At 64.9% G+C, this 18,252-nt stretch carries 15 protein-coding genes; 10 read left to right on the forward strand and 5 right to left on the reverse strand.

The features are described 5' to 3' along the window. The first annotated feature begins 11 nt into the window (after positions 1 to 11). From SB765_RS24360 to accC, 4 genes are all read left to right on the forward strand, one after another. Positions 12 to 1,784, forward strand: coding sequence for a protein-disulfide reductase DsbD (locus SB765_RS24360; protein ID WP_410932064.1), 1,773 nt, complete (start codon positions 12 to 14; stop codon positions 1,782 to 1,784). 179 nt (positions 1,785 to 1,963) lie between these two features. Continuing rightward, complete coding sequence (gene aroQ / locus SB765_RS24365; RefSeq protein WP_003255330.1) at positions 1,964 to 2,419, forward strand: type II 3-dehydroquinate dehydratase; 456 nt, start codon at positions 1,964 to 1,966, stop codon at positions 2,417 to 2,419. Positions 2,420 to 2,519: 100 nt separating this feature from the next. Continuing rightward, positions 2,520 to 2,984 carry an acetyl-CoA carboxylase biotin carboxyl carrier protein gene (gene accB, locus SB765_RS24370; RefSeq protein ID WP_341797465.1) on the forward strand — a complete coding sequence of 155 codons (465 nt, stop codon included), beginning with the start codon at positions 2,520 to 2,522 and terminating at the stop codon, positions 2,982 to 2,984. Positions 2,985 to 3,001: 17 nt separating this feature from the next. Next, positions 3,002 to 4,357 (forward strand): acetyl-CoA carboxylase biotin carboxylase subunit, encoded by a 1,356-nt coding sequence (gene accC / locus SB765_RS24375; protein ID WP_012270325.1) that lies wholly within the window; start codon positions 3,002 to 3,004, stop codon positions 4,355 to 4,357. 184 nt (positions 4,358 to 4,541) lie between these two features. Here accC and SB765_RS24380 read toward each other — a convergent pair whose 3' ends face one another. After that, positions 4,542 to 6,395, reverse strand: coding sequence for a sigma-54-dependent Fis family transcriptional regulator (locus SB765_RS24380; protein ID WP_341797464.1), 1,854 nt, complete (start codon positions 6,393 to 6,395; stop codon positions 4,542 to 4,544). 283 nt (positions 6,396 to 6,678) lie between these two features. On the opposite strand from SB765_RS24380, the gene SB765_RS24385 reads away from it, so the two are divergent. From SB765_RS24385 to SB765_RS24410, 6 genes are all read left to right on the forward strand, one after another. After that, positions 6,679 to 7,734, forward strand: a complete 1,056-nt coding sequence (locus SB765_RS24385) for an ATP-NAD kinase family protein (RefSeq protein ID WP_341797463.1) — start codon at positions 6,679 to 6,681, stop codon at positions 7,732 to 7,734. A 22-nt stretch (positions 7,735 to 7,756) separates the two neighbouring features. Further along, positions 7,757 to 8,734 carry a thiamine pyrophosphate-dependent dehydrogenase E1 component subunit alpha gene (locus SB765_RS24390; RefSeq protein ID WP_016497852.1) on the forward strand — a complete coding sequence of 326 codons (978 nt, stop codon included), beginning with the start codon at positions 7,757 to 7,759 and terminating at the stop codon, positions 8,732 to 8,734. Between the two features lie 33 nt (positions 8,735 to 8,767). Next, positions 8,768 to 9,790 carry an alpha-ketoacid dehydrogenase subunit beta gene (locus SB765_RS24395; protein ID WP_043199305.1) on the forward strand — a complete coding sequence of 341 codons (1,023 nt, stop codon included), beginning with the start codon at positions 8,768 to 8,770 and terminating at the stop codon, positions 9,788 to 9,790. Beyond that, positions 9,787 to 10,893 (forward strand): acetoin dehydrogenase dihydrolipoyllysine-residue acetyltransferase subunit, encoded by a 1,107-nt coding sequence (locus tag SB765_RS24400; RefSeq protein ID WP_341797462.1) that lies wholly within the window; start codon positions 9,787 to 9,789, stop codon positions 10,891 to 10,893. The genes SB765_RS24395 and SB765_RS24400 overlap by 4 nt, the downstream gene beginning before the upstream one ends. A 436-nt stretch (positions 10,894 to 11,329) precedes the next feature. Continuing rightward, on the forward strand, positions 11,330 to 13,063 hold the full coding sequence (locus SB765_RS24405) for a C13 family peptidase (protein ID WP_341797461.1): 1,734 nt from the start codon (positions 11,330 to 11,332) through the stop codon (positions 13,061 to 13,063). Between the two features lie 27 nt (positions 13,064 to 13,090). Continuing rightward, complete coding sequence (locus SB765_RS24410) at positions 13,091 to 13,735, forward strand: oxidoreductase (RefSeq protein WP_016497847.1); 645 nt, start codon at positions 13,091 to 13,093, stop codon at positions 13,733 to 13,735. A 47-nt stretch (positions 13,736 to 13,782) separates the two neighbouring features. Here the strand turns inward: SB765_RS24410 and SB765_RS24415 are convergent, their stop codons facing one another. The 4 genes from SB765_RS24415 to SB765_RS24430 form a co-directional block, all read right to left on the reverse strand. After that, a complete protein-coding gene (locus tag SB765_RS24415; protein WP_049277555.1) occupies positions 13,783 to 14,070 on the reverse strand; it encodes a YceK/YidQ family lipoprotein in 288 nt (95 codons plus the stop codon). Next, positions 14,067 to 14,696, reverse strand: coding sequence for a flavin prenyltransferase UbiX (gene ubiX / locus SB765_RS24420; protein ID WP_019472370.1), 630 nt, complete (start codon positions 14,694 to 14,696; stop codon positions 14,067 to 14,069). Before ubiX ends, SB765_RS24415 begins: the two co-directional genes overlap by 4 nt. Then, positions 14,693 to 16,042 (reverse strand): UDP-N-acetylmuramate:L-alanyl-gamma-D-glutamyl-meso-diaminopimelate ligase, encoded by a 1,350-nt coding sequence (gene mpl, locus SB765_RS24425; RefSeq protein WP_234229288.1) that lies wholly within the window; start codon positions 16,040 to 16,042, stop codon positions 14,693 to 14,695. Before mpl ends, ubiX begins: the two co-directional genes overlap by 4 nt. A gap of 66 nt (positions 16,043 to 16,108) precedes the next feature. Beyond that, entirely contained in the window at positions 16,109 to 18,178 is a 2,070-nt protein-coding gene (locus tag SB765_RS24430) for a sigma-54-dependent Fis family transcriptional regulator (protein WP_410932065.1), read from the reverse strand. Positions 18,179 to 18,252 lie beyond the last annotated feature (74 nt).

An 18,252-nucleotide genomic window follows, 5' to 3' on the forward strand; every position in this document is an offset into this window, starting at 1 on the left:
GCGAGTCCGCCATGCGCCGCCTGTTTTTCCTGCTGTTCCTGCTGCTGGCCAGCCCTGCGTTCGCCACGGGCCTGCTCGACAACCGCCCCAGCGCCACCCTCGGCGCCGCTTCGCTGGCCAACAACGCCGACTTCCTGCCGGTACACGAAGCCTTCAAGCTCAGCCTGGTCCAGGCCGATGCGCAAACCGTCAAGCTGCGCTTCGTTGCCACCGAGGGCTACTACCTCTACCGCCACCGCTTCCAGTTCCGCACCGAGCCCGCCGACATCGCCCTGGGCACCCCGAACATCCCCAAGGGCGAGGCCAAGCACGATGAATTCTTCGGCGACGTCGAGGTGTACCACGGCGTGCTCGACATCGAACTGCCGCGCCCCGACCCGCGAGCCTTCACCCTGCTGGTGGGCTACCAGGGCTGTGCCGACAAAGGCCTGTGCTACCCACCGGAAACCGCACGCCTGAGCATCGATGGCGAAGGCGGCGCCAACGCCCCCGCAACCGCCGAACACGGCTGGAACTGGAAATCGCTGCTGTTGTTCTTCCTCGCCGGGGTCGGCCTGACCTTTACCCCGTGCGTACTGCCGATGCTGCCGATCCTGTCTGGCGTAGTGCTGCGCGGCCAGGTCGGCGGCCTGCGCGGGCTGTCGCTGTCGCTGGCCTACGTGCTGCCGATGGCGGCCAGTTTCGCGGCGCTCGGCGCGCTGATGGGCCTGTTCGGCGCCGGCCTGAACCTGCAGGCGCGCCTGCAGTCGGCCTGGGTGCTGGTGCCCTTCGCGCTGTTTTTCGTGCTGTTCGCCCTGGCCATGTTCGGCCTGTTCGAGCTGAAACTGCCCCAGGCACTGAGCAACCGCCTGAACAACGTCGCCAACCATACCCGGGGTGGCTCGCTGCTGGGCGCCGCAGTGCTGGGCGTGCTCTCCAGCCTGCTGGTTTCGCCTTGTGTGTCAGCCCCCCTGGCTGGCGCCTTGCTGTATATCAGTGCCAGTGGCGATGCCCTGGGCGGCGCACTCAAGCTGTTCGCCCTGGGCCTGGGCATGGGTGCCCCCTTGTTGCTGGTGGCCACCGGTGGCGCAGCATGGCTGCCGAAAAGCGGCCCGTGGATGAACACGGTGAAAAACGCCATCGGCGTACTGCTGCTGGGCCTGGCCATCGGCTTGCTCAGCCGCGTGCTGCCGGGGCCGGTGACCTTGCTGCTGGTCGGTTTCCTCGCCGCTGGCGTGGCCCTGTTCCTCGGCGCCCTGGAGTTCGTGGTCAAGACCGCTCGCCAACGCCTGGCCCAACTGCTTGGCCTGGCCTTGCTGGTATACGCCCTGGCCTGCTGGTACGGCGCCCTGAGCGGCCAGGGCGACCCGCTTCGCCCGCTGCCCGTTGCAACAGTGGCGGCCACCGGCAGCAGCCAGGCGGCGCAGGCGTATGCCTGGCAGACCATCACCACCCGCAGCGCACTGGACGCCGCACTGGCCCAGGCCAAGGCGGCCGGTCAGCCAGTGCTGCTGGACTGGTACGCCGACTGGTGCATCAGTTGCAAGGTGATCGAGCATGAAGTGCTCAATGCGCCGCAGGTGCAAACGCAGCTGGCCGGCTTCAAGCTGCTGCGTTTCGACATCACCGAGAGCAGTGCCGAGCAACGCAAGCTGCTCGACCGTTACCAGCTGTTCGGCCCACCTGCCCTACTGTTCTTTGCCGCGAACGGCGGCGAAATTACCGCTGATCGGGTGATTGGCGAGATAAACGCCGGTGATTTTGCGCAAATTCTGACACGCGTGCGCGGCAAAGTCGGTCTATAACTTCCCGCGTGCGGGGAAAAATCCTGTAATAGGTGACCAGATTTAATTATTTGGTCACATACTTCGCGCGAATCTCGGACATCGTGCTGGCTATTGCCGGGAACTGGACACTTGCCGTCGCTTTACGGCACACTCGCCGCGCTGTGTCGAATTGCCCTACAAATCCAAGGAATCCGCAGATGGCAACGCTACTGGTGCTCCACGGCCCAAACCTCAACCTGCTCGGTACTCGCGAGCCTGGCCATTACGGCGCCGTGACCCTGGCCCAGATCAACCAGGACCTGGAGCAACGTGCCCGCGCCGCGGGCCACCATCTGCAGTACCTGCAGAGCAATGCCGAATACGAACTGATCGACCGTATTCACGCCGCACGCAACGAGGGTGTGGACTTCATCCTGATCAATCCGGCTGCTTTCACCCACACAAGCGTCGCATTACGTGACGCATTGCTTGCGGTGAGCATCCCATTCATCGAAGTGCACCTGTCCAACGTGCACAAACGCGAACCGTTCCGTCACCACTCCTACTTTTCCGATGTTGCCGTAGGGGTGATCTGCGGCCTGGGCGCCAGCGGTTATCGCCTGGCCCTGGAGTCCGCGCTGGAACAACTGGCTGCCAACGCACAGCCCAAATGATGAAAACCCTGGCCTAAGTGGGCCGGGGTTCGAGAGAAACGTTTCCGATACGTTTTTTTGTATTTCGCCCCCTGACCGAACCTTTGGGAGTTGATGATTAATGGATATCCGTAAAGTCAAGAAACTGATCGAGCTGCTGGAAGAGTCTGGCATCGACGAACTGGAGATCAAGGAAGGCGAAGAGTCGGTCCGTATCAGCCGTCACAGCAAGACCCCAGCTGCCCAGCAGTTCTACGCACCAGCACCGATGGCCGCTGCCCCTGCTGCTGCTGCCCCGGTTGCCGCTGCTGCTCCAGTCGCCGAAGCCGCTGCTGCTGCCCCGGCCCTGAAAGGCACCGTGATCCGCTCGCCAATGGTAGGTACCTTCTACCGCAAGCCTTCGCCGACCTCGCCGAACTTCGCTGAAGTGGGCCAGTCCGTGAAGAAAGGCGACACCCTGTGCATCGTTGAAGCCATGAAGATGATGAACCACATCGAAGCCGATGTTGGCGGTGTCATCGACGCCATTCTGGTAGAAGACGGCCAGCCGGTTGAGTTCGACCAGCCGCTGTTCACCGTCGTTTGATTCGCGGAGAGCCAACGATGTCTGGGAAGCTGGAAAAAGTCCTGATCGCCAACCGCGGGGAAATTGCCCTGCGGATCCTGCGTGCCTGCAAAGAGCTGGGCATCAAGACCGTCGCCGTGCACTCCACGGCCGACCGCGAACTGATGCACCTGGGCCTGGCAGACGAGTCGGTCTGCATTGGTCCTGCTTCGTCCAAAGATTCCTACCTGCACATCCCGGCGATCATCGCTGCGGCCGAAGTGACAGGCGCTACCGCCATTCACCCGGGTTACGGGTTCCTGGCGGAAAACGCCGACTTCGCCGAGCAGGTGGAAAAGTCCGGCTTTGCCTTCATCGGCCCGAAAGCCGACACCATTCGCCTGATGGGCGACAAGGTTTCGGCCAAGGACGCGATGATCAAGTCGGGCGTACCGACCGTACCGGGCTCCGATGGCCCGCTGCCGGAAGACGAAGAAGTCGCCCTGGCGATTGCCCGTGATGTCGGCTACCCGGTGATCATCAAGGCCGCCGGTGGCGGTGGTGGTCGCGGCATGCGCGTGGTGCACAAGGAAGAGGACCTGATTTCCTCGGCCAAGCTCACCCGTACCGAAGCCGGTGCCGCCTTCGGCAACCCGATGGTCTACCTGGAGAAGTTCCTGACCAACCCACGCCACGTGGAAGTGCAGGTCCTGTCCGACGGCCAGGGCAACGCCATCCATCTGGGCGACCGCGACTGCTCGCTGCAGCGCCGTCACCAGAAGGTACTGGAAGAAGCACCAGCCCCGGGTATCGATGAGAAAGCCCGTCAGGAAGTGTTCAAGCGTTGCGTCGATGCGTGCATCGAGATCGGCTACCGTGGTGCCGGTACTTTCGAGTTCCTGTACGAGAACGGCCGCTTCTACTTCATCGAGATGAACACCCGCGTGCAGGTTGAGCACCCGGTGTCGGAGATGGTTACCGGTATCGACATCGTCAAGGAGATGCTGAGCATCGCCGCTGGCAACAAGCTGTCGTTCCGCCAGGAAGACGTGGTTATCCGTGGCCACTCGCTGGAGTGCCGGATCAACGCCGAAGACCCGAAGAAATTCATCCCGAGCCCTGGCAAGGTCAAGCACTTCCACGCCCCAGGCGGCAACGGCGTTCGCGTCGATTCGCACCTGTACAGCGGTTATTCGGTTCCGCCGAACTACGATTCGCTGATCGGCAAGCTGATCACCTACGGCAAAGACCGCGACGAAGCCATGGCGCGCATGCGCAACGCCCTGGACGAGATCGTCGTCGACGGCATCAAGACCAACATCCCGCTGCACCGCGACCTGGTGCGTGATGAAGGCTTCTGCAAAGGCGGCGTCAACATTCACTACCTCGAACACAAGCTGGCAAACGAGCATTGATCGAATAGTGTGATGTACCAGAACCCCGGACTTGTTCCGGGGTTTTTTATTGCCTGTCGGGGCCTCATCGCCGGCAAGCCAGCTCCCACAGGTACTGCACATGGCTTGAGGCCGGCTTGAGGCCGATGCGGTCGGGGTGGGAGCTGGCTTGCCGGCGATTGGGCTCCAGCGCAGCCCCAGGGCCCTACCCCTTCATCCGCGGCATCTCGATGCGGTGCTCGTGCACACGCCGATACAAGGTAGCCCGCGAAATACCCAACGCCCGCGCTGCATCGGCCGGTTTCCAGCGATGGCGGATCAGTGCATCCAGCAACAACTGCCGGGCCGGGCAGGACACGCCGCTTTCAGCCGAGACAACCGCATCACCGCGCACCTCTTGCGGCAAATCCTGCAACTGCACCTGCCCGCCTTCACTCACCGCACAGGCATAACGCAACACCTGCCGCAGTTGGCGCAGGTTCCCCGGCCAGCGGTAAAGCAGCAGCGACTGCAACGCAGCATCCGCCAACACCACCTCCACCGAACACGCTTGCGCCTCCTCGGCCAGCAATTGGTGAATCAGCCCCAAGCGATCCTCGCGCTCTCGCAGCGGCGGCAGCTCGAACCGGGCATTGGCCAGCCGGAAGTACAGGTCCTCGCGAAAACGGCCCTCCGCCACCATCTTCGCCAAGTCGCGGTGGGTGGCGCAGATCACCTGGATATCCACCCGCTCGCGCCGTGCAGCCCCCAGCGGCGCCACTTCGCCTTCGGCCAGTACACGCAGCAGGCGGGTTTGCAGGTTCAGCGGCATGTCGCCGATTTCGTCAAGGAACAGGGTGCCGCCATCGGCCTGCTGCAACAGCCCCTGCATACCTTTGCTGGAAGCCCCGGTAAAGGCCCCGGCTACATAGCCAAACAGTTCGCTCTCGATCAGGTTTTCCGGGATGGCGGCGCAGTTTAGCGTGACAAATGGCCCGTGGCGGCGCTGGCTTTGCTGGTGCAGCTGGCGGGCAAACACTTCTTTGCCGGCCCCGGTTTCGCCTTGTACCAGCACCGCCAGGTTGCAGTCCTTGACCCGCGTGGCCAGCCGCAAATGCTGCTCGATGCGGGTGTCCTGCGCCTGCTGCAAGGGCTGCGCGCGCTGGCGTTGCTGCGGAGCGCTGACCCGGCCATACAGCCCACCCAGGCCCGGCAGGCGCTGGGCGGACGACGTGTTGACGCGCCGTAGCTGGCCCATGTCGAACAGTTCGCCAATGTGCTCGGGCAAGCGCCCCAGGTGCTGCACCAGCCGTTGCCGCGCCAGGCTGTTGATGGCCTGCAAGCGGCCATCGGCATCCCAGGCCAGCAGGTAATCGGGCTGGCTCTCCACATAACCCGGGGTGCCATGGGCGCGCATTACCCAGTGGCCTTGGGCACTGTGCATGAAGAAGGCGTTTTCGATTTCACGGGCAGTCTGCTCGACCAACTGGCGGATAAGGTGCTGGCTGCGGCGGTCGTCCGGTGACTGCAAGGCCGAGACATCCACCACCCCCAGCAACTCGCCCTGCGGGTCGAACACCGGCGCCGCGGTGCAGGTCAGGCCGATGAAGGCTGCGCGGAAGTGATCGCGCTTGTGCACCGTGACCGGGGCCTTGCTGGTCAGCACCGCCGCTACACCGCAGGTGCCCTCCTCGCCCTCCGACCAGCAGGTGCCCAGGTACAGCCCGGCCTTGCGGCAGTCATTGCGGATGGCCGATTCGACCCGGTAATCGATGGTGCGCCCCTGGGCATCGGTCAGCAGCACGCAGTAGTCGGCGCCGCGCACCCGCTCGTGCAGGCGTGCCACGGCATCGCTGGCGATGCGCAGAAACAGCTCGGCGCGTTCGCGGCATTCGTTGAGCAGGCTTTGGGACAGGATGCGCGGCCCCTGCTGGGACCCGGGGTCGAGGCGGTACAGCTCCATGGAACGGCGCCATGAATCGAGGATCAGCGCTGGCACCGGCGCCTGTGGCAGGCGGTCGGCGTTCTTCAGCACCCGGCTGACGCAGTCGACATGGGCTCGGGAGTTCGCGGCAAGCATTCAGGCCCTCCGGTTCTCGTTGCTGTTTTTATCGTTGTCCGGCCATTAAGCGCTTCCACGCATGCCCCGACAAGCACTGTGTGATTACCGGCCGGCTTGAGACGCTGCGTCTCAGCGTCTCGCCAACCCTGGCCCCGCGCTGGCACCCGGCGTCTCGCAAGCAGCGCAATGAGCACCTGCCTGAGCGCAACAAAACCGCTCTGGCACGGCCATTTCAGCCGCGCCACGAAAAGCTGGCACCGCGCTTGCTCCTGCCCTTGCAAACAAAAATACGAGGTGCGCCATGCAGCTACCCGCCCTGACCGTCGGGATCATTGCCAACCCTGCCTCTGGCCGCGACCTGCGCCGCCTGACCGCCAATGCCGGGCTCTATTCGAGCACCGACAAGGCCTCGGCGATCCAGCGCCTGCTGGCGGCCTTCGGTGCCACGGGCATCGGCCAGGTGCTGCTGCCCAGCGACATGACCGGCATAGCCGCCGCCGTGCTCAAGGCCAGCCAGGGCCCGGGCGCCCGTGACCAGCACTGGCCGGCCATCGAAATACTCGACCTGCCGCTGACCCAGACCGTTGCCGATACCCGCCTGGCCACCCGGCGCATGGTCGAGCGTGGCGTGGCGATGATCGCCGTGCTCGGTGGCGACGGCACCCACAAGGCAGTCGCTGCCGAGGCCGGTGACATACCGCTACTGACGCTGTCCACCGGCACCAACAATGCCTTCCCCGAACTGCGTGAAGCTACCAGTGCGGGCCTGGCCGGCGGCCTGCTCGCCAGCGGCCAGGTACCGGCCAGCATCGGCCTGCGCCGCAACAAGCGCCTGCTGGTGAAAGTGCCCGAGCAGCAGCTTGCCGAATGGGCCTTGGTGGAAGTGGCGGTATCGCCCCAGCGCTTCATCGGTGCCCGTGCACTCAGCCGCAGCGAAGACTTGAGCGAAGTCTTTGCCTGCTTCGCCGAGCCCCATGCCATTGGCCTGTCAGCCTTGTGCGGGCTGTGGTGCCCGGTGTCGCGCCAGGACCCGCACGGCGCCTGGGTACGCCTGAACCCCGCTGCCGAACAGGCGCTGCTCGCCCCCTTGGCGCCCGGCCTGCTGCAAGGCTGCGGCATCACCGCCAGCGGCCCGCTGACGCCCGGCGTCGCCCATCGCCTGAGCCTGGCCAGCGGCACCCTGGCCCTGGACGGCGAGCGCGAAATCGAATTCGCCGAGCACGATACGCCCACCATCACCCTCGACCACCAAGGCCCGCTGAGCGTGGATGTCGAGGCCGTCCTGGCACATGCCGCCCGCCATCACCTGCTGGCCGTCCCGCGCGGCCACCGGCTGCACCCTGCAAACCCGCGTTGAGACAACCCTGGAGAACAACAAGATGTCCAATCAACTCAGTACCGAACAACTGCTGCATGCCTATGAAGTGATGCGCACCATCCGCGCCTTCGAAGAACGCCTGCACGTGGAGTTCGCCACTGGCGAGATCCCCGGCTTCGTCCACCTGTACGCCGGCGAAGAAGCCTCCGCCGCCGGGGTCATGGCCCACCTGCGCGACAGCGACTGCATCGCCTCGACCCACCGCGGCCATGGCCACTGCATCGCCAAGGGGGTGGATGTGTACGGCATGATGGCCGAGATCTATGGCAAGAAAACCGGCGTGTGCGGCGGCAAAGGCGGCTCGATGCACATTGCCGACCTGGAAAAAGGCATGCTCGGTGCCAACGGCATCGTCGGCGCCGGTGCACCGCTGGTGGCCGGGGCGGCATTGGCAGCCAAACTCAAGGGCCGTGATGACGTGTCGGTAGCCTTCTTCGGCGATGGCGCTTCCAACGAAGGCGCCGTGTTCGAAGCCATGAACATGGCGTCGATCATGAACCTGCCGTGCATCTTCGTGGCCGAGAACAACGGCTACGCGGAGGCCACAGCCTCCAACTGGTCCGTCGCCTGCGACCACATTGCCGACCGCGCAGCCGGCTTCGGCATGCCGGGCGTCACCATCGACGGCTTCGACTTCTTTGCCGTGTACGAGGCCGCCGGCGCCGCCATCGAGCGCGCCCGTGCCGGGCAAGGGCCGTCACTGATCGAGGTCAAGCTCAGCCGCTACTACGGCCACTTCGAAGGCGATGCGCAAACCTACCGCGCGCCGGATGAAGTGAAGAACCTGCGCGAATCCCGCGACTGCCTGATGCAGTTCCGCAACAAGACCACCCGCGCCGGCCTGCTCACTGCCGAGCAACTGGACGCCATAGACGCGCGCATCGAGGACCTGATCGAAGACGCCGTGCGCCGCGCCAAGTCCGACCCCAAGCCACAGCCCGCCGACCTGCTCACCGACGTCTACGTCAGCTACCCCTGAGCCGCGGATTACAAGAACAACAGGAGAACCACCATGGCAAGAAAGATCAGCTACCAGCAGGCCATCAACGAAGCCCTGGCCCAGGAAATGCGCCGCGACAACACGGTGTTCATCATTGGTGAAGACGTCGCCGGCGGTGCCGGTGCACCCGGCGAGGAGGACGCCTGGGGTGGCGTGCTGGGCGTGACCAAGGGCCTGTATCACCAGTTCCCCGGCCGCGTGCTGGACGCTCCATTATCGGAAATCGGCTACGTCGGCGCTGCCGTCGGTGCCGCCACCCAAGGCCTGCGCCCGGTGTGCGAACTGATGTTCGTGGACTTTGCCGGCTGCTGCCTGGACCAGATCCTCAACCAGGCTGCCAAGTTTCGCTACATGTTCGGCGGCAAGGCGGTCACCCCGCTGGTGATGCGCACCATGTACGGCGCCGGCCTGCGTGCGGCCGCCCAGCACTCGCAGATGCTCACCTCGCTGTGGACGCACATCCCCGGCCTGAAGGTGGTGTGCCCTTCTTCCCCTTACGATGCCAAGGGCTTGCTGATACAGGCGATCCGCGACAACGACCCGGTGATCTTCTGTGAGCACAAGCTGCTGTACAGCATGCAGGGCGAGGTGCCGGAAGAGGTGTACACCGTGCCGTTCGGTGAGGCCAACTTCCTGCGTGATGGCGACGATGTGACCTTGGTCACCTATGGGCGCATGGTCCATGTAGCACTTGAAGCCGCCAACAACCTGGCCCGCCAGGGCATCGACTGCGAAGTGCTGGACCTGCGCACCACCAGCCCGCTGGACGAAGACAGCATTCTTGAAAGTGTGGAAAAAACCGGCCGCCTGGTGGTGATCGACGAAGCCAACCCGCGCTGCTCGATGGCCACCGACATCAGCGCGCTGGTGGCGCAGAAGGCCTTCGGCGCACTCAAGGGCCCGATCGAGATGGTCACTGCACCGCACACCCCGGTGCCGTTCTCCGATGCCCTGGAAGACCTGTACATCCCTGACGCGGCGAAGATCGAAGCGGCCGTGCGCAAGGTGATCGAAGCCGCAAGGAGTGCCGCATGAGCCAGATCCATACCCTGACCATGCCCAAGTGGGGCCTGTCGATGACCGAAGGCCGGGTGGATACCTGGCTCAAGCAGGAGGGTGACGAAATCAACAAGGGCGACGAGGTGCTGGACGTCGAGACCGACAAGATCAGCAGCAGCGTCGAAGCCCCGTTCAGTGGCGTGTTGCGCCGCCAGGTGGCCAAGCCGGATGAAACCCTGCCAGTGGGCGCGTTGCTGGCCGTGGTGGTGGAAGGCGAAGCCGAAGAAGCCGAAATCGATGCGCTGGTGCAGCGCTTCCAGGCCGAGTTCGTCGCCGAGGGGGGCGCCGATCAGGCCCAGGGGCCGGCCCCACAGAAGGCAGAGGTTGGCGGCCGCCTGCTGCGCTGGTTCGAGTTGGGGGAAGGTGGCACGCCGCTGGTGCTGGTGCACGGTTTTGGCGGCGACCTCAACAACTGGCTGTTCAACCACCCGGCATTGGCCGCTGAACGCCGCGTGATCGCACTCGACCTGCCGGGGCACGGCGAGTCGGCCAAGGCCCTGCAGCGGGGCGACCTGGATGAACTGAGCGAAACCGTGCTGACCCTGCTCGACCACCTGGACATCGCCAAGGCCCACCTGGCGGGCCATTCCATGGGCGGCGCGGTAAGCCTCAACGTGGCACGCCTGGCGCCGCAGCGGGTGGCCAGCCTCAGCCTGGTCGCCAGTGCCGGCCTGGGCGAAGCGATCAACGGGCAGTACTTGCAAGGCTTCGTCGCCGCCGCCAACCGCAACGCCCTCAAACCGCAGATGGTGCAACTGTTTGCCGACCCGGCGCTGGTCACCCGGCAAATGCTGGAGGACATGCTCAAGTTCAAGCGCCTGGAAGGTGTTGATGACGCCTTGCGCCAGCTGGCATCAGCCATTGCCGACGGCGACCGCCAGCGCCACGACCTGCGCGGGGTGCTGGGGCAGCATCCGGCACTGGTGGTGTGGGGCGGCAAGGACGCGATCATCCCGGCCAGCCATGCCGAAGGCCTGGAGGCAGAAGTACTGGTGCTGCCCGAGGCTGGGCATATGGTGCAGATGGAGGCGGCTGAAGAGGTGAATCGGAGGATGGCGGATTTTTTGCGGGGGCATTGAAGGGTATGACTTGAGCTCTTGCGTGTCTGTGAGATCGAGCGCCGCCCGCGCGGCGCTTCGCAGCACAAGGCTGCTCCTACATTTGTTTCGGGCCAGTCACTCCTGCACCCTAGGCGCGCGCCCCCTGGATGTATGACAGGAGATTGATGAAGAGCAGCTGGGGCCGCGCGGAAAAGGTTCAGGTAGTACTGGCCCGAAACAAATGTAGGAGCAGCCTTGTGCTGCGAAGCGCCGCGCGGGCGGCGCTCGATCTCACAGGCAATGAACAACCCAAGGCATGCGCCTGTCTGCCCACCCTCGATCCCCCGACATTCACCTCGCAGCCATCTCGCAGCCATCTCGCCGCGCCGGCCTGTTGTCTCATCTGCTTATGCCCTATCTGTCTCGGCCCCTTATTCTGCGTCATACTCGGCAGACCTATTGCCCGGTCCTCGCCATGCGTCCACTGCTCCCCATTACCCTGGTCCTGCTGCTCGCCGCCTGTGGCGATGGCGAATCGCTGCTTGCGCCGGACGCACGCCTGCCGGACGGGGGGCGTTACCGGGGGCAGGTGGTTGATGGCCTGCTGCAGGGCGAGGGCCGTATCGACTACCCCAACGGCAGCTGGTACGCCGGCGGCTTCAAGGACGGCCAGTGGCATGGCCAGGGCGAATGGCATGGCCAGAACGGCGAGGTGTACCGTGGCCAGTTCGCCGAGGGGCTGTTCCAGGGGCTGGGCGACCTGACCACGCCGGGCAGCCACTATGGCGGCACCTTCAAGCACGGCCGCCGCGACGGCGAAGGCACGCTCAAGCAAGCCGACCAGACCTACCGCGGCCAGTTCAAGGACGACCTGTACGATGGCGCGGGCGAGCTGGAACTGGCCGACGGCAGCCGCTACCAGGGCCTGTTCGCCAAGGGCAAGCCCAACGGCGCCGGGGTGCGCAGCGATGCCAGCGGCAACCAGTTCAGTGGCCGCTTCGTCAACGGCCAGCTGCAAGGCAGCGGCACGTACGACAGCGTCGACGGCGAGCAGTACATCGGTGAGTTCAAGGACAATCGCCTGGAAGGCCGGGGCCGCTACGAAAACGCCGATGGCGATGTATGGATCGGCGAATTCAAGGACGGCGCGCTGATGGGTGAAGGCGAACTGCTGGGCAGTGACGGCAGCCACTACAAGGGCGAATTCGTCGACTGGCGCCTGTCGGGCCGGGGCAGCCTGCAACTGGCCGACGGCAGCACCTACGTCGGCGGTTTCCTGAACGATGCCTACCATGGCCATGGGCAGCTGACCTTGCCAAGCGGCCAGGTCGAAGGTGGCACCTGGGCCAACGGTGTGCGCGTACGCGATCAGAAAGGCAAGCTGCTGCCTGACCCACTGGACCTGGCCCTGCTCAACCAGGGCCGGCTGCTGGAAGAGGCGCTGGCCCGGGTACCGCGCTCAACGCCGCCCATCCAGCTGTACAGCCTGGTGGTGGCCGGCGATGGCCAGCAAAGCGTGTTCCTGCGCGAAGCCGACTACGTCAGCAACATGCTCAAGGTGCGCTTTGGCGCCCGCGGCCAGGTGACCCTGGTCAACCACCGTGACCACATGGCCACCCGCCCCATGGCCACCCGCGAGAACCTCACCCGCGCCGCCAGTACCCTGGCCGAACGCAGCGGCCCCGAAGACCTGGTGTTCATCTACCTCACCAGCCATGGCAGCCAGGACCATCAGTTGGTGCTCGACCAGCCGCGCCTGCAACTGGCCGACCTTTCTGCCGACGAACTGGCCACTGCCCTGGCGCCATTGAAGGACCGCGACAAGGTAATCGTCATCTCGGCTTGCTATTCAGGGGGCTACATCGCCCCGCTCAAGGACGATCGCACGGTGATCATGACCGCCGCCCGGGCCGACCGCGTATCCTTCGGGTGCTCGGAAGAAGCCGACTTCACCTACTTTGGCGATGCGTTGTTCGCAGAAGCACTGAACCAGACCGACGACCTGAAACAGGCGTTTGAACTGGCACGCTCCAGCGTTGCCGAAAGAGAACAAAGGGAAGGCTTCGAGGCCTCGGAGCCGCAGCTGTGGGCACCGCCAGCAGTACTGGAACACTGGCAGCACCTGCGCCGGCAACAGGCCGAAGAAGCATTGCGTAACGCCGCACAGGCCAACGTGGGGGCACAGGCAAAAACACCTGGCAGCCACTAGACTTGTGTGTAACAAGGGAGAGACATCATGTATTTGACGCCTCAGCATGTCCTGCTTGCCGGTGCTACCGGCCTGACCGGTGAACACCTGCTGGACCGCCTGCTCAACGAACCCACCATCACCCGCGTACTGGCGCCTACGCGCCGGCCGCTGGCCGAGCACCCGCACCTGGAAAACCCGGTGGGCGACCCGGCGGTATTCCTTCCACAGCTGGCCGGGCGGGTCGATATCGCTTACTGCTGCCTGGGCACCACGCTGAAACAGGCCGGCTCCGAATCGGCCTTCCGCGCAGTGGACCTGGACATGGTAGTGGCGTTCAGCAAGCGTGCCCGGGAGATGGGCGCGCGGCATCTGCTGGTGGTCAGTGCGCTGGGCGCCGACCCGAAATCGTCGATTTTCTACAACCGGGTCAAGGGCGAAATGGAAGAGGCGCTCAAGGCGCAGGACTGGCCGCAACTGACCATCGTGCGGCCGTCATTGCTGCTGGGCGAGCGAATCGAGCCACGGCTGGCAGAACAACTGGTTTCGCCGTTTTCGAGGTTGATACCTGGCAAGTACCGGGGGATCGAGGCGTGTACCTTGGCCCGGGCCTTGTGGCGGTTGGCGCTGGAGGAAGAGGACGGGGTGCGGATTGTGGAGTCGGATGAGCTTCGCAAGTTGGGCAAGATATAAGCGTCACCTGAAAGGGCCTCTTCGCGGGCAAGCCCGCGAAAGGGCCGTCACAGGCCGCCGGTGGCCTGGAAGCCGACACCGGCCGCAGTCAGCAATGACAACGGCAACAACAGGGTATCCAGAAGCATGCTGCCAGGCAGGTCCAGGCGTGGATACGCCGGTGCATCAGCCCCGTAATGATCGCGCGGGCAGCACCCGCCATTGATCACGTACAAATCCAGCCGGGTACCGGCATACACCACCGGCGCCCCAGGTTTTGCAGCATCCAGCGTGCGCACCGTGGCGCAGCCACCCAGCATCACCAGCGCCGCCACCCCCAACAGCGCTCGCTTCAATCATCCACCCCGAAGTGGTGCTCGCCCCAACGCGGCAACATGTCCTGGGGAATGGCCAGCAGGTTGAGAATGCGCGCAACGACAAAGTCGACCAGGTCGTCGATGGTCTGCGGCTGGTGATAGAAGCCGGGCGCCGCCGGCAGGATCACCGCACCCATTTGCGACAGCTTGAGCATGTTCTCCAGGTGGATGGTGGAAAACGGCGCCTCGCGCGGCACCAGGATCAGCTGGCGCCGCTCCTTGAGGGTAACGTCGGCAGCGCGTTCGATCAGGTTGTTGCAAGCCCCCGTGGCAATCGCCGACAGGGTGCCGGTGGAACAGGGCACCACTACCATCGCCGCCGGGGCGCCGGAGCCGGAGGCTACCGGCGACATCCAGTCTTCCTTGCCGTACACACGGATCTGCCCATCGGCGGCGCCGGTGTATTCGGTAAGGAATGCCTGCATCGCCTGGGGCTTGGCCGGCAGCACCACGTCGGTCTCGGTGGCCATGACCAGTTGCGCTGCCTTGGAGATCAGGAAATGCACCTCACGGTCCTCGCGCACCAGGCAATCGAGCAGGCGCAGGCCATACTGGGCGCCCGAGGCGCCCGTCATGGCCAGGGTGATGCGTTCCGGCCCGCTCACTTCAGGGCCTCGGCCAGCTTGCCGTGCAGGCCACCGAAGCCGCCGTTGCTCATGATCACCACGTGGGTGCCCGGGCGTGCCTGACCTTTGACCCGCTCGATGATCGCGTCGAGGCTGTCGGCCACCACGCTCGGTACCTTGCACTTCGCCGCAGTGGCGGCCAGGTCCCAGCCGAGGTTGGCCGGGGCGTACCAGATCACCTGATCGGCGTCGTTGACGCTTTCCGGCAAACCGTCACGGTGGGCGCCGAGCTTCATCGAGTTGGAGCGTGGTTCGATCACGGCAATCACCGGCGCCTCGCCAACGCGCTTGCGCAGGCCGTCGAGGGTGGTGGCGATGGCGGTCGGGTGGTGGGCGAAGTCATCGTAGATGGTCACGCCCTGTACTTCGGCAACCTTTTCCATGCGCCGCTTGACGCTCTTGAAGGCGCTCAGGCCTTCGATACCCATGGCCGGCACCACGCCAACATGGCGGGCCGCTGCCAAGGTAGCCAAGGCGTTGGCGACGTTGTGCTGGCCAGTCATTGCCCAGTCCACCACACCCTGCGCCTCACCCTCGAACAGCACTTCGAAACGCGAGCCGTCGGGGCTGAGCAGGCGCGCCTGCCACTGGCCACCTTCACCGGTCGTCTGTACCGGGGTCCAGCAGCCCATGCCGATGACCCGCTCCAGCGCTTGCTCGGTGGTGGGGTGAATGACCAGGCCTTCGCCCGGGATGGTGCGCACCAGGTGGTGGAACTGCCGCTCGATCGAGGCCAGGTCCGGGAAGATGTCCGCATGATCGAACTCAAGGTTGTTGAGGATCGCGGTACGTGGGTGGTAGTGGACAAACTTCGAGCGCTTGTCGAAGAAGGCGCTGTCGTATTCATCGGCTTCGACCACGAAGAACGGCGTGTCGCCCAGGCGCGCCGACACCGAGAAGTTCTGCGGCACACCTCCAATCAGGAAGCCCGGGCTCATGCCGGCATGTTCCAGCACCCAGGCCAGCATGCTGCTGGTGGTGGTCTTGCCATGAGTGCCGGCAACGGCCAGTACCCAGCGGCCTTGCAGCACGTGGTCCGCCAGCCATTGCGGGCCGGACACATAAGGCAGGCCCTTGTTCAGCACGTACTCCACGGCCGGGTTGCCACGCGACATGGCATTGCCGATGACCACCAGGTCTGGCGCCGGGTCCAGCTGGGCTGGGTCATAGCCTTGGGTCAACTCGATGCCCTGGGCTTCGAGCTGGGTGCTCATCGGGGGATAGACGTTGGCGTCCGAGCCGGTGACGCGATGGCCAAGTTCCTTGGCCAGCACCGCCAGCGAACCCATGAAAGTGCCGCAAATACCGAGAATGTGAATATGCATGGTCGACCTCGCAAAACATCGAGGCAGGGTAGCCCAGGGCGCGACAAATCGCACCCGCTGTTTCGCTCAGTCGGCCCTGGTGATGCCGTGTTTGCGCAGTTTTCGATACAAGGTATTGCGGCTTATGCCCAGGAGCTCGGCGACGCGGGTCAGATGCCAGTGTTTTGCCTCCAGGGTCGCCAGCAGCGCATGGCGCTCGGCCTCTTTCAACGCTGCCGGCCCTATCGCCGGCAAGCCAGCTCCCACAGGTGCAGCGTCAGCTTCGAAAGCACTGTTTACCCTGTAGGTGCAACTGCCTTCTAGCGCCGGTTCTGGCCTTGTCGCAGGCAAGCCGGACCCCCCTGGATTTACAAATGGCTTGAAGCCAGTGTGGTCGGGGTGGGAGCTGGCTTGCCGGCGATCCAGGGCAAAGCCCTCGCGGACGACGGCGGGGAGATCCGAGAACATGATTCGGGCATCTTCGCAAAGCGCTACCAATGTACGCAGCACATTGCGCATCTGCCGCACGTTCCCCGGCCAGGTGAAGTCCAGCAGCGCCTGGCGCGCACTGGGCTCCAGCTCGACCCGATGCCCCTGCGCCTCCTGACGCAGCAGGAAGTCCAGCAACTGCGCCTTGTCACTGCGATCGCGCACCGCCGGCAACGCCACCTCCAGGCCATTGAGGCGGTAATACAGGTCCTCGCGGAAACTGCCCTGCTCCACCCGTTCCAGCAGGTGGCGGTGGGTAGCGCTGACAATGCGCACGTCAACCGCTTGCGGTTCACCCCCGATCGGCACCACCTGGCGCTCTTCCAGCACCCGCAGCAGGCGGGTTTGCAGGGCCAGCGGCATGTCGCCGATCTCGTCCAGTAGCAAGGTCCCGCCGTCAGCCTGCAACAGCTTGCCGCGCATGCCTTCCTTGCGTGCGCCGGTAAAGCTGCCACCGCGGTAACCGAACAGCTCGCTTTCAATCAGGCTCTCCGGGATCGAGGCGCAGTTGATGGCGACAAACGGCTTGCCGCGCCGCTCGCTGGCCTGGTGCACGGCCTGGGCGAACGCCTCCTTGCCACAACCGGTTTCGCCGCGCAGCAGCAACGGCACGTCACGCTCGAACACCCGCACGCAGCGGCGAAAATCGTTGTGCAACGCCGGGTCGAGCAGGCAGATGGCCGGTTCCACCTCGCGCACGGGCTGGCGGTAGGCGGTGGGCACAGACCACACCGGCGTACGTGCCTTGCCGCGCAGGCTGGCGAACACCTGGCGGCCGTCCACCGTGCGTAGCGGCCAGACCGTACTGCCTGCGGGCATGGCGCGGTTGAACAACTCGTCGTGGCTGCAGGCAAAGAAGCGCTGCACGGGTTTGCCCAGCACGCCACCGCGCACGGTACCCAGCAGGTTCAGCGCGCTCTGGTTGGCCGCGCAGATGCGCCCGTCACCGTCGAAGGCCAGCAGCCCTTCGCTGAACAGGCCGACCGACTCGGCCTGCAGGTGGAAACGCAGCAGCCACTGCTGCTCGAAATGGCGCAGGAAATAGCAGCTTTCGATCATCTTCGCCGAAAGGTTGACCAACGCCATGGTGTGGAACTGGCTCTGGCGCGAAACATCGGGCCGGGCCGACGACACATCAAGCACCGCCAGCAGTTCGCCATGGGGGTCGAACACCGGGCTGGCCGAGCAGGTCAGGCCGGTATGGCGGCCACGAAAGTGCTCGTTCTGGTGGATGGTCAGGGCCTGGCGCTCGACCAGGCAGGTGCCGATGCCGTTCGTGCCCTCGCGCGCTTCGCTCCAGTCGGCGCCCAGCCACAGCCCGGCACGCTCGAAGCTGCGCCGCTCGGTGGGCGCGCTGACGCAGTTGAGGATCACCCCGCGGGCGTCGGTCAGCAGTACCGCATGGCCGGCCCCGGAAAGCTGCTGGTGCAGGCTGTTCATTTCAGGGTCGGCAATTTGCAGCACCTGGCGCAGGCGCTCGCGGCTTTCCAGCAGGCGCCCGTGCTCAAGCACCACCGGGGCCGCGATCACAGCAGGGTCGAGGTGGTAGTCCTCCAGGCAACGCAGCCAGGAGCGGGCGATGGACGGGTCACTGCCGCCCTCCCCGGCGCCACCATGGGCAACGGTATGGACTTGCTGGGCATGGCGACTGAAATGATTGCTCTGCATTGTTGTAGTTCTCTGCAGATAGAGAGTCACATCAGCATCCTCCACCCGGGAAGGCTTTGCAATGCAGCCTGCCG

It is taken from the genome of Pseudomonas sp. SIMBA_067 (assembly GCF_046534675.1).
GTDB lineage: Bacteria > Pseudomonadota > Gammaproteobacteria > Pseudomonadales > Pseudomonadaceae > Aquipseudomonas > Aquipseudomonas putida.

What these genes read in the sequence shown, in the direction of transcription:
- SB765_RS24360 (WP_410932064.1), top strand. Translation starts at nt 12, where the DNA reads ATGCGCCGCCTGTTTTTCCTGCTGTTCCTGCTGCTGGCCAGCCCTGCG.
- aroQ (WP_003255330.1), top strand. Translation starts at nt 1,964, where the DNA reads ATGGCAACGCTACTGGTGCTCCACGGCCCAAACCTCAACCTGCTCGGT.
- accB (WP_341797465.1), top strand. Translation starts at nt 2,520, where the DNA reads ATGGATATCCGTAAAGTCAAGAAACTGATCGAGCTGCTGGAAGAGTCT.
- accC (WP_012270325.1), top strand. Translation starts at nt 3,002, where the DNA reads ATGTCTGGGAAGCTGGAAAAAGTCCTGATCGCCAACCGCGGGGAAATT.
- SB765_RS24380 (WP_341797464.1), bottom strand. Translation starts at nt 6,395, where the DNA reads ATGCTTGCCGCGAACTCCCGAGCCCATGTCGACTGCGTCAGCCGGGTG.
- SB765_RS24385 (WP_341797463.1), top strand. Translation starts at nt 6,679, where the DNA reads ATGCAGCTACCCGCCCTGACCGTCGGGATCATTGCCAACCCTGCCTCT.
- SB765_RS24390 (WP_016497852.1), top strand. Translation starts at nt 7,757, where the DNA reads ATGTCCAATCAACTCAGTACCGAACAACTGCTGCATGCCTATGAAGTG.
- SB765_RS24395 (WP_043199305.1), top strand. Translation starts at nt 8,768, where the DNA reads ATGGCAAGAAAGATCAGCTACCAGCAGGCCATCAACGAAGCCCTGGCC.
- SB765_RS24400 (WP_341797462.1), top strand. Translation starts at nt 9,787, where the DNA reads ATGAGCCAGATCCATACCCTGACCATGCCCAAGTGGGGCCTGTCGATG.
- SB765_RS24405 (WP_341797461.1), top strand. Translation starts at nt 11,330, where the DNA reads ATGCGTCCACTGCTCCCCATTACCCTGGTCCTGCTGCTCGCCGCCTGT.
- SB765_RS24410 (WP_016497847.1), top strand. Translation starts at nt 13,091, where the DNA reads ATGTATTTGACGCCTCAGCATGTCCTGCTTGCCGGTGCTACCGGCCTG.
- mpl (WP_234229288.1), bottom strand. Translation starts at nt 16,042, where the DNA reads ATGCATATTCACATTCTCGGTATTTGCGGCACTTTCATGGGTTCGCTG.
- SB765_RS24430 (WP_410932065.1), bottom strand. Translation starts at nt 18,178, where the DNA reads ATGCAGAGCAATCATTTCAGTCGCCATGCCCAGCAAGTCCATACCGTT.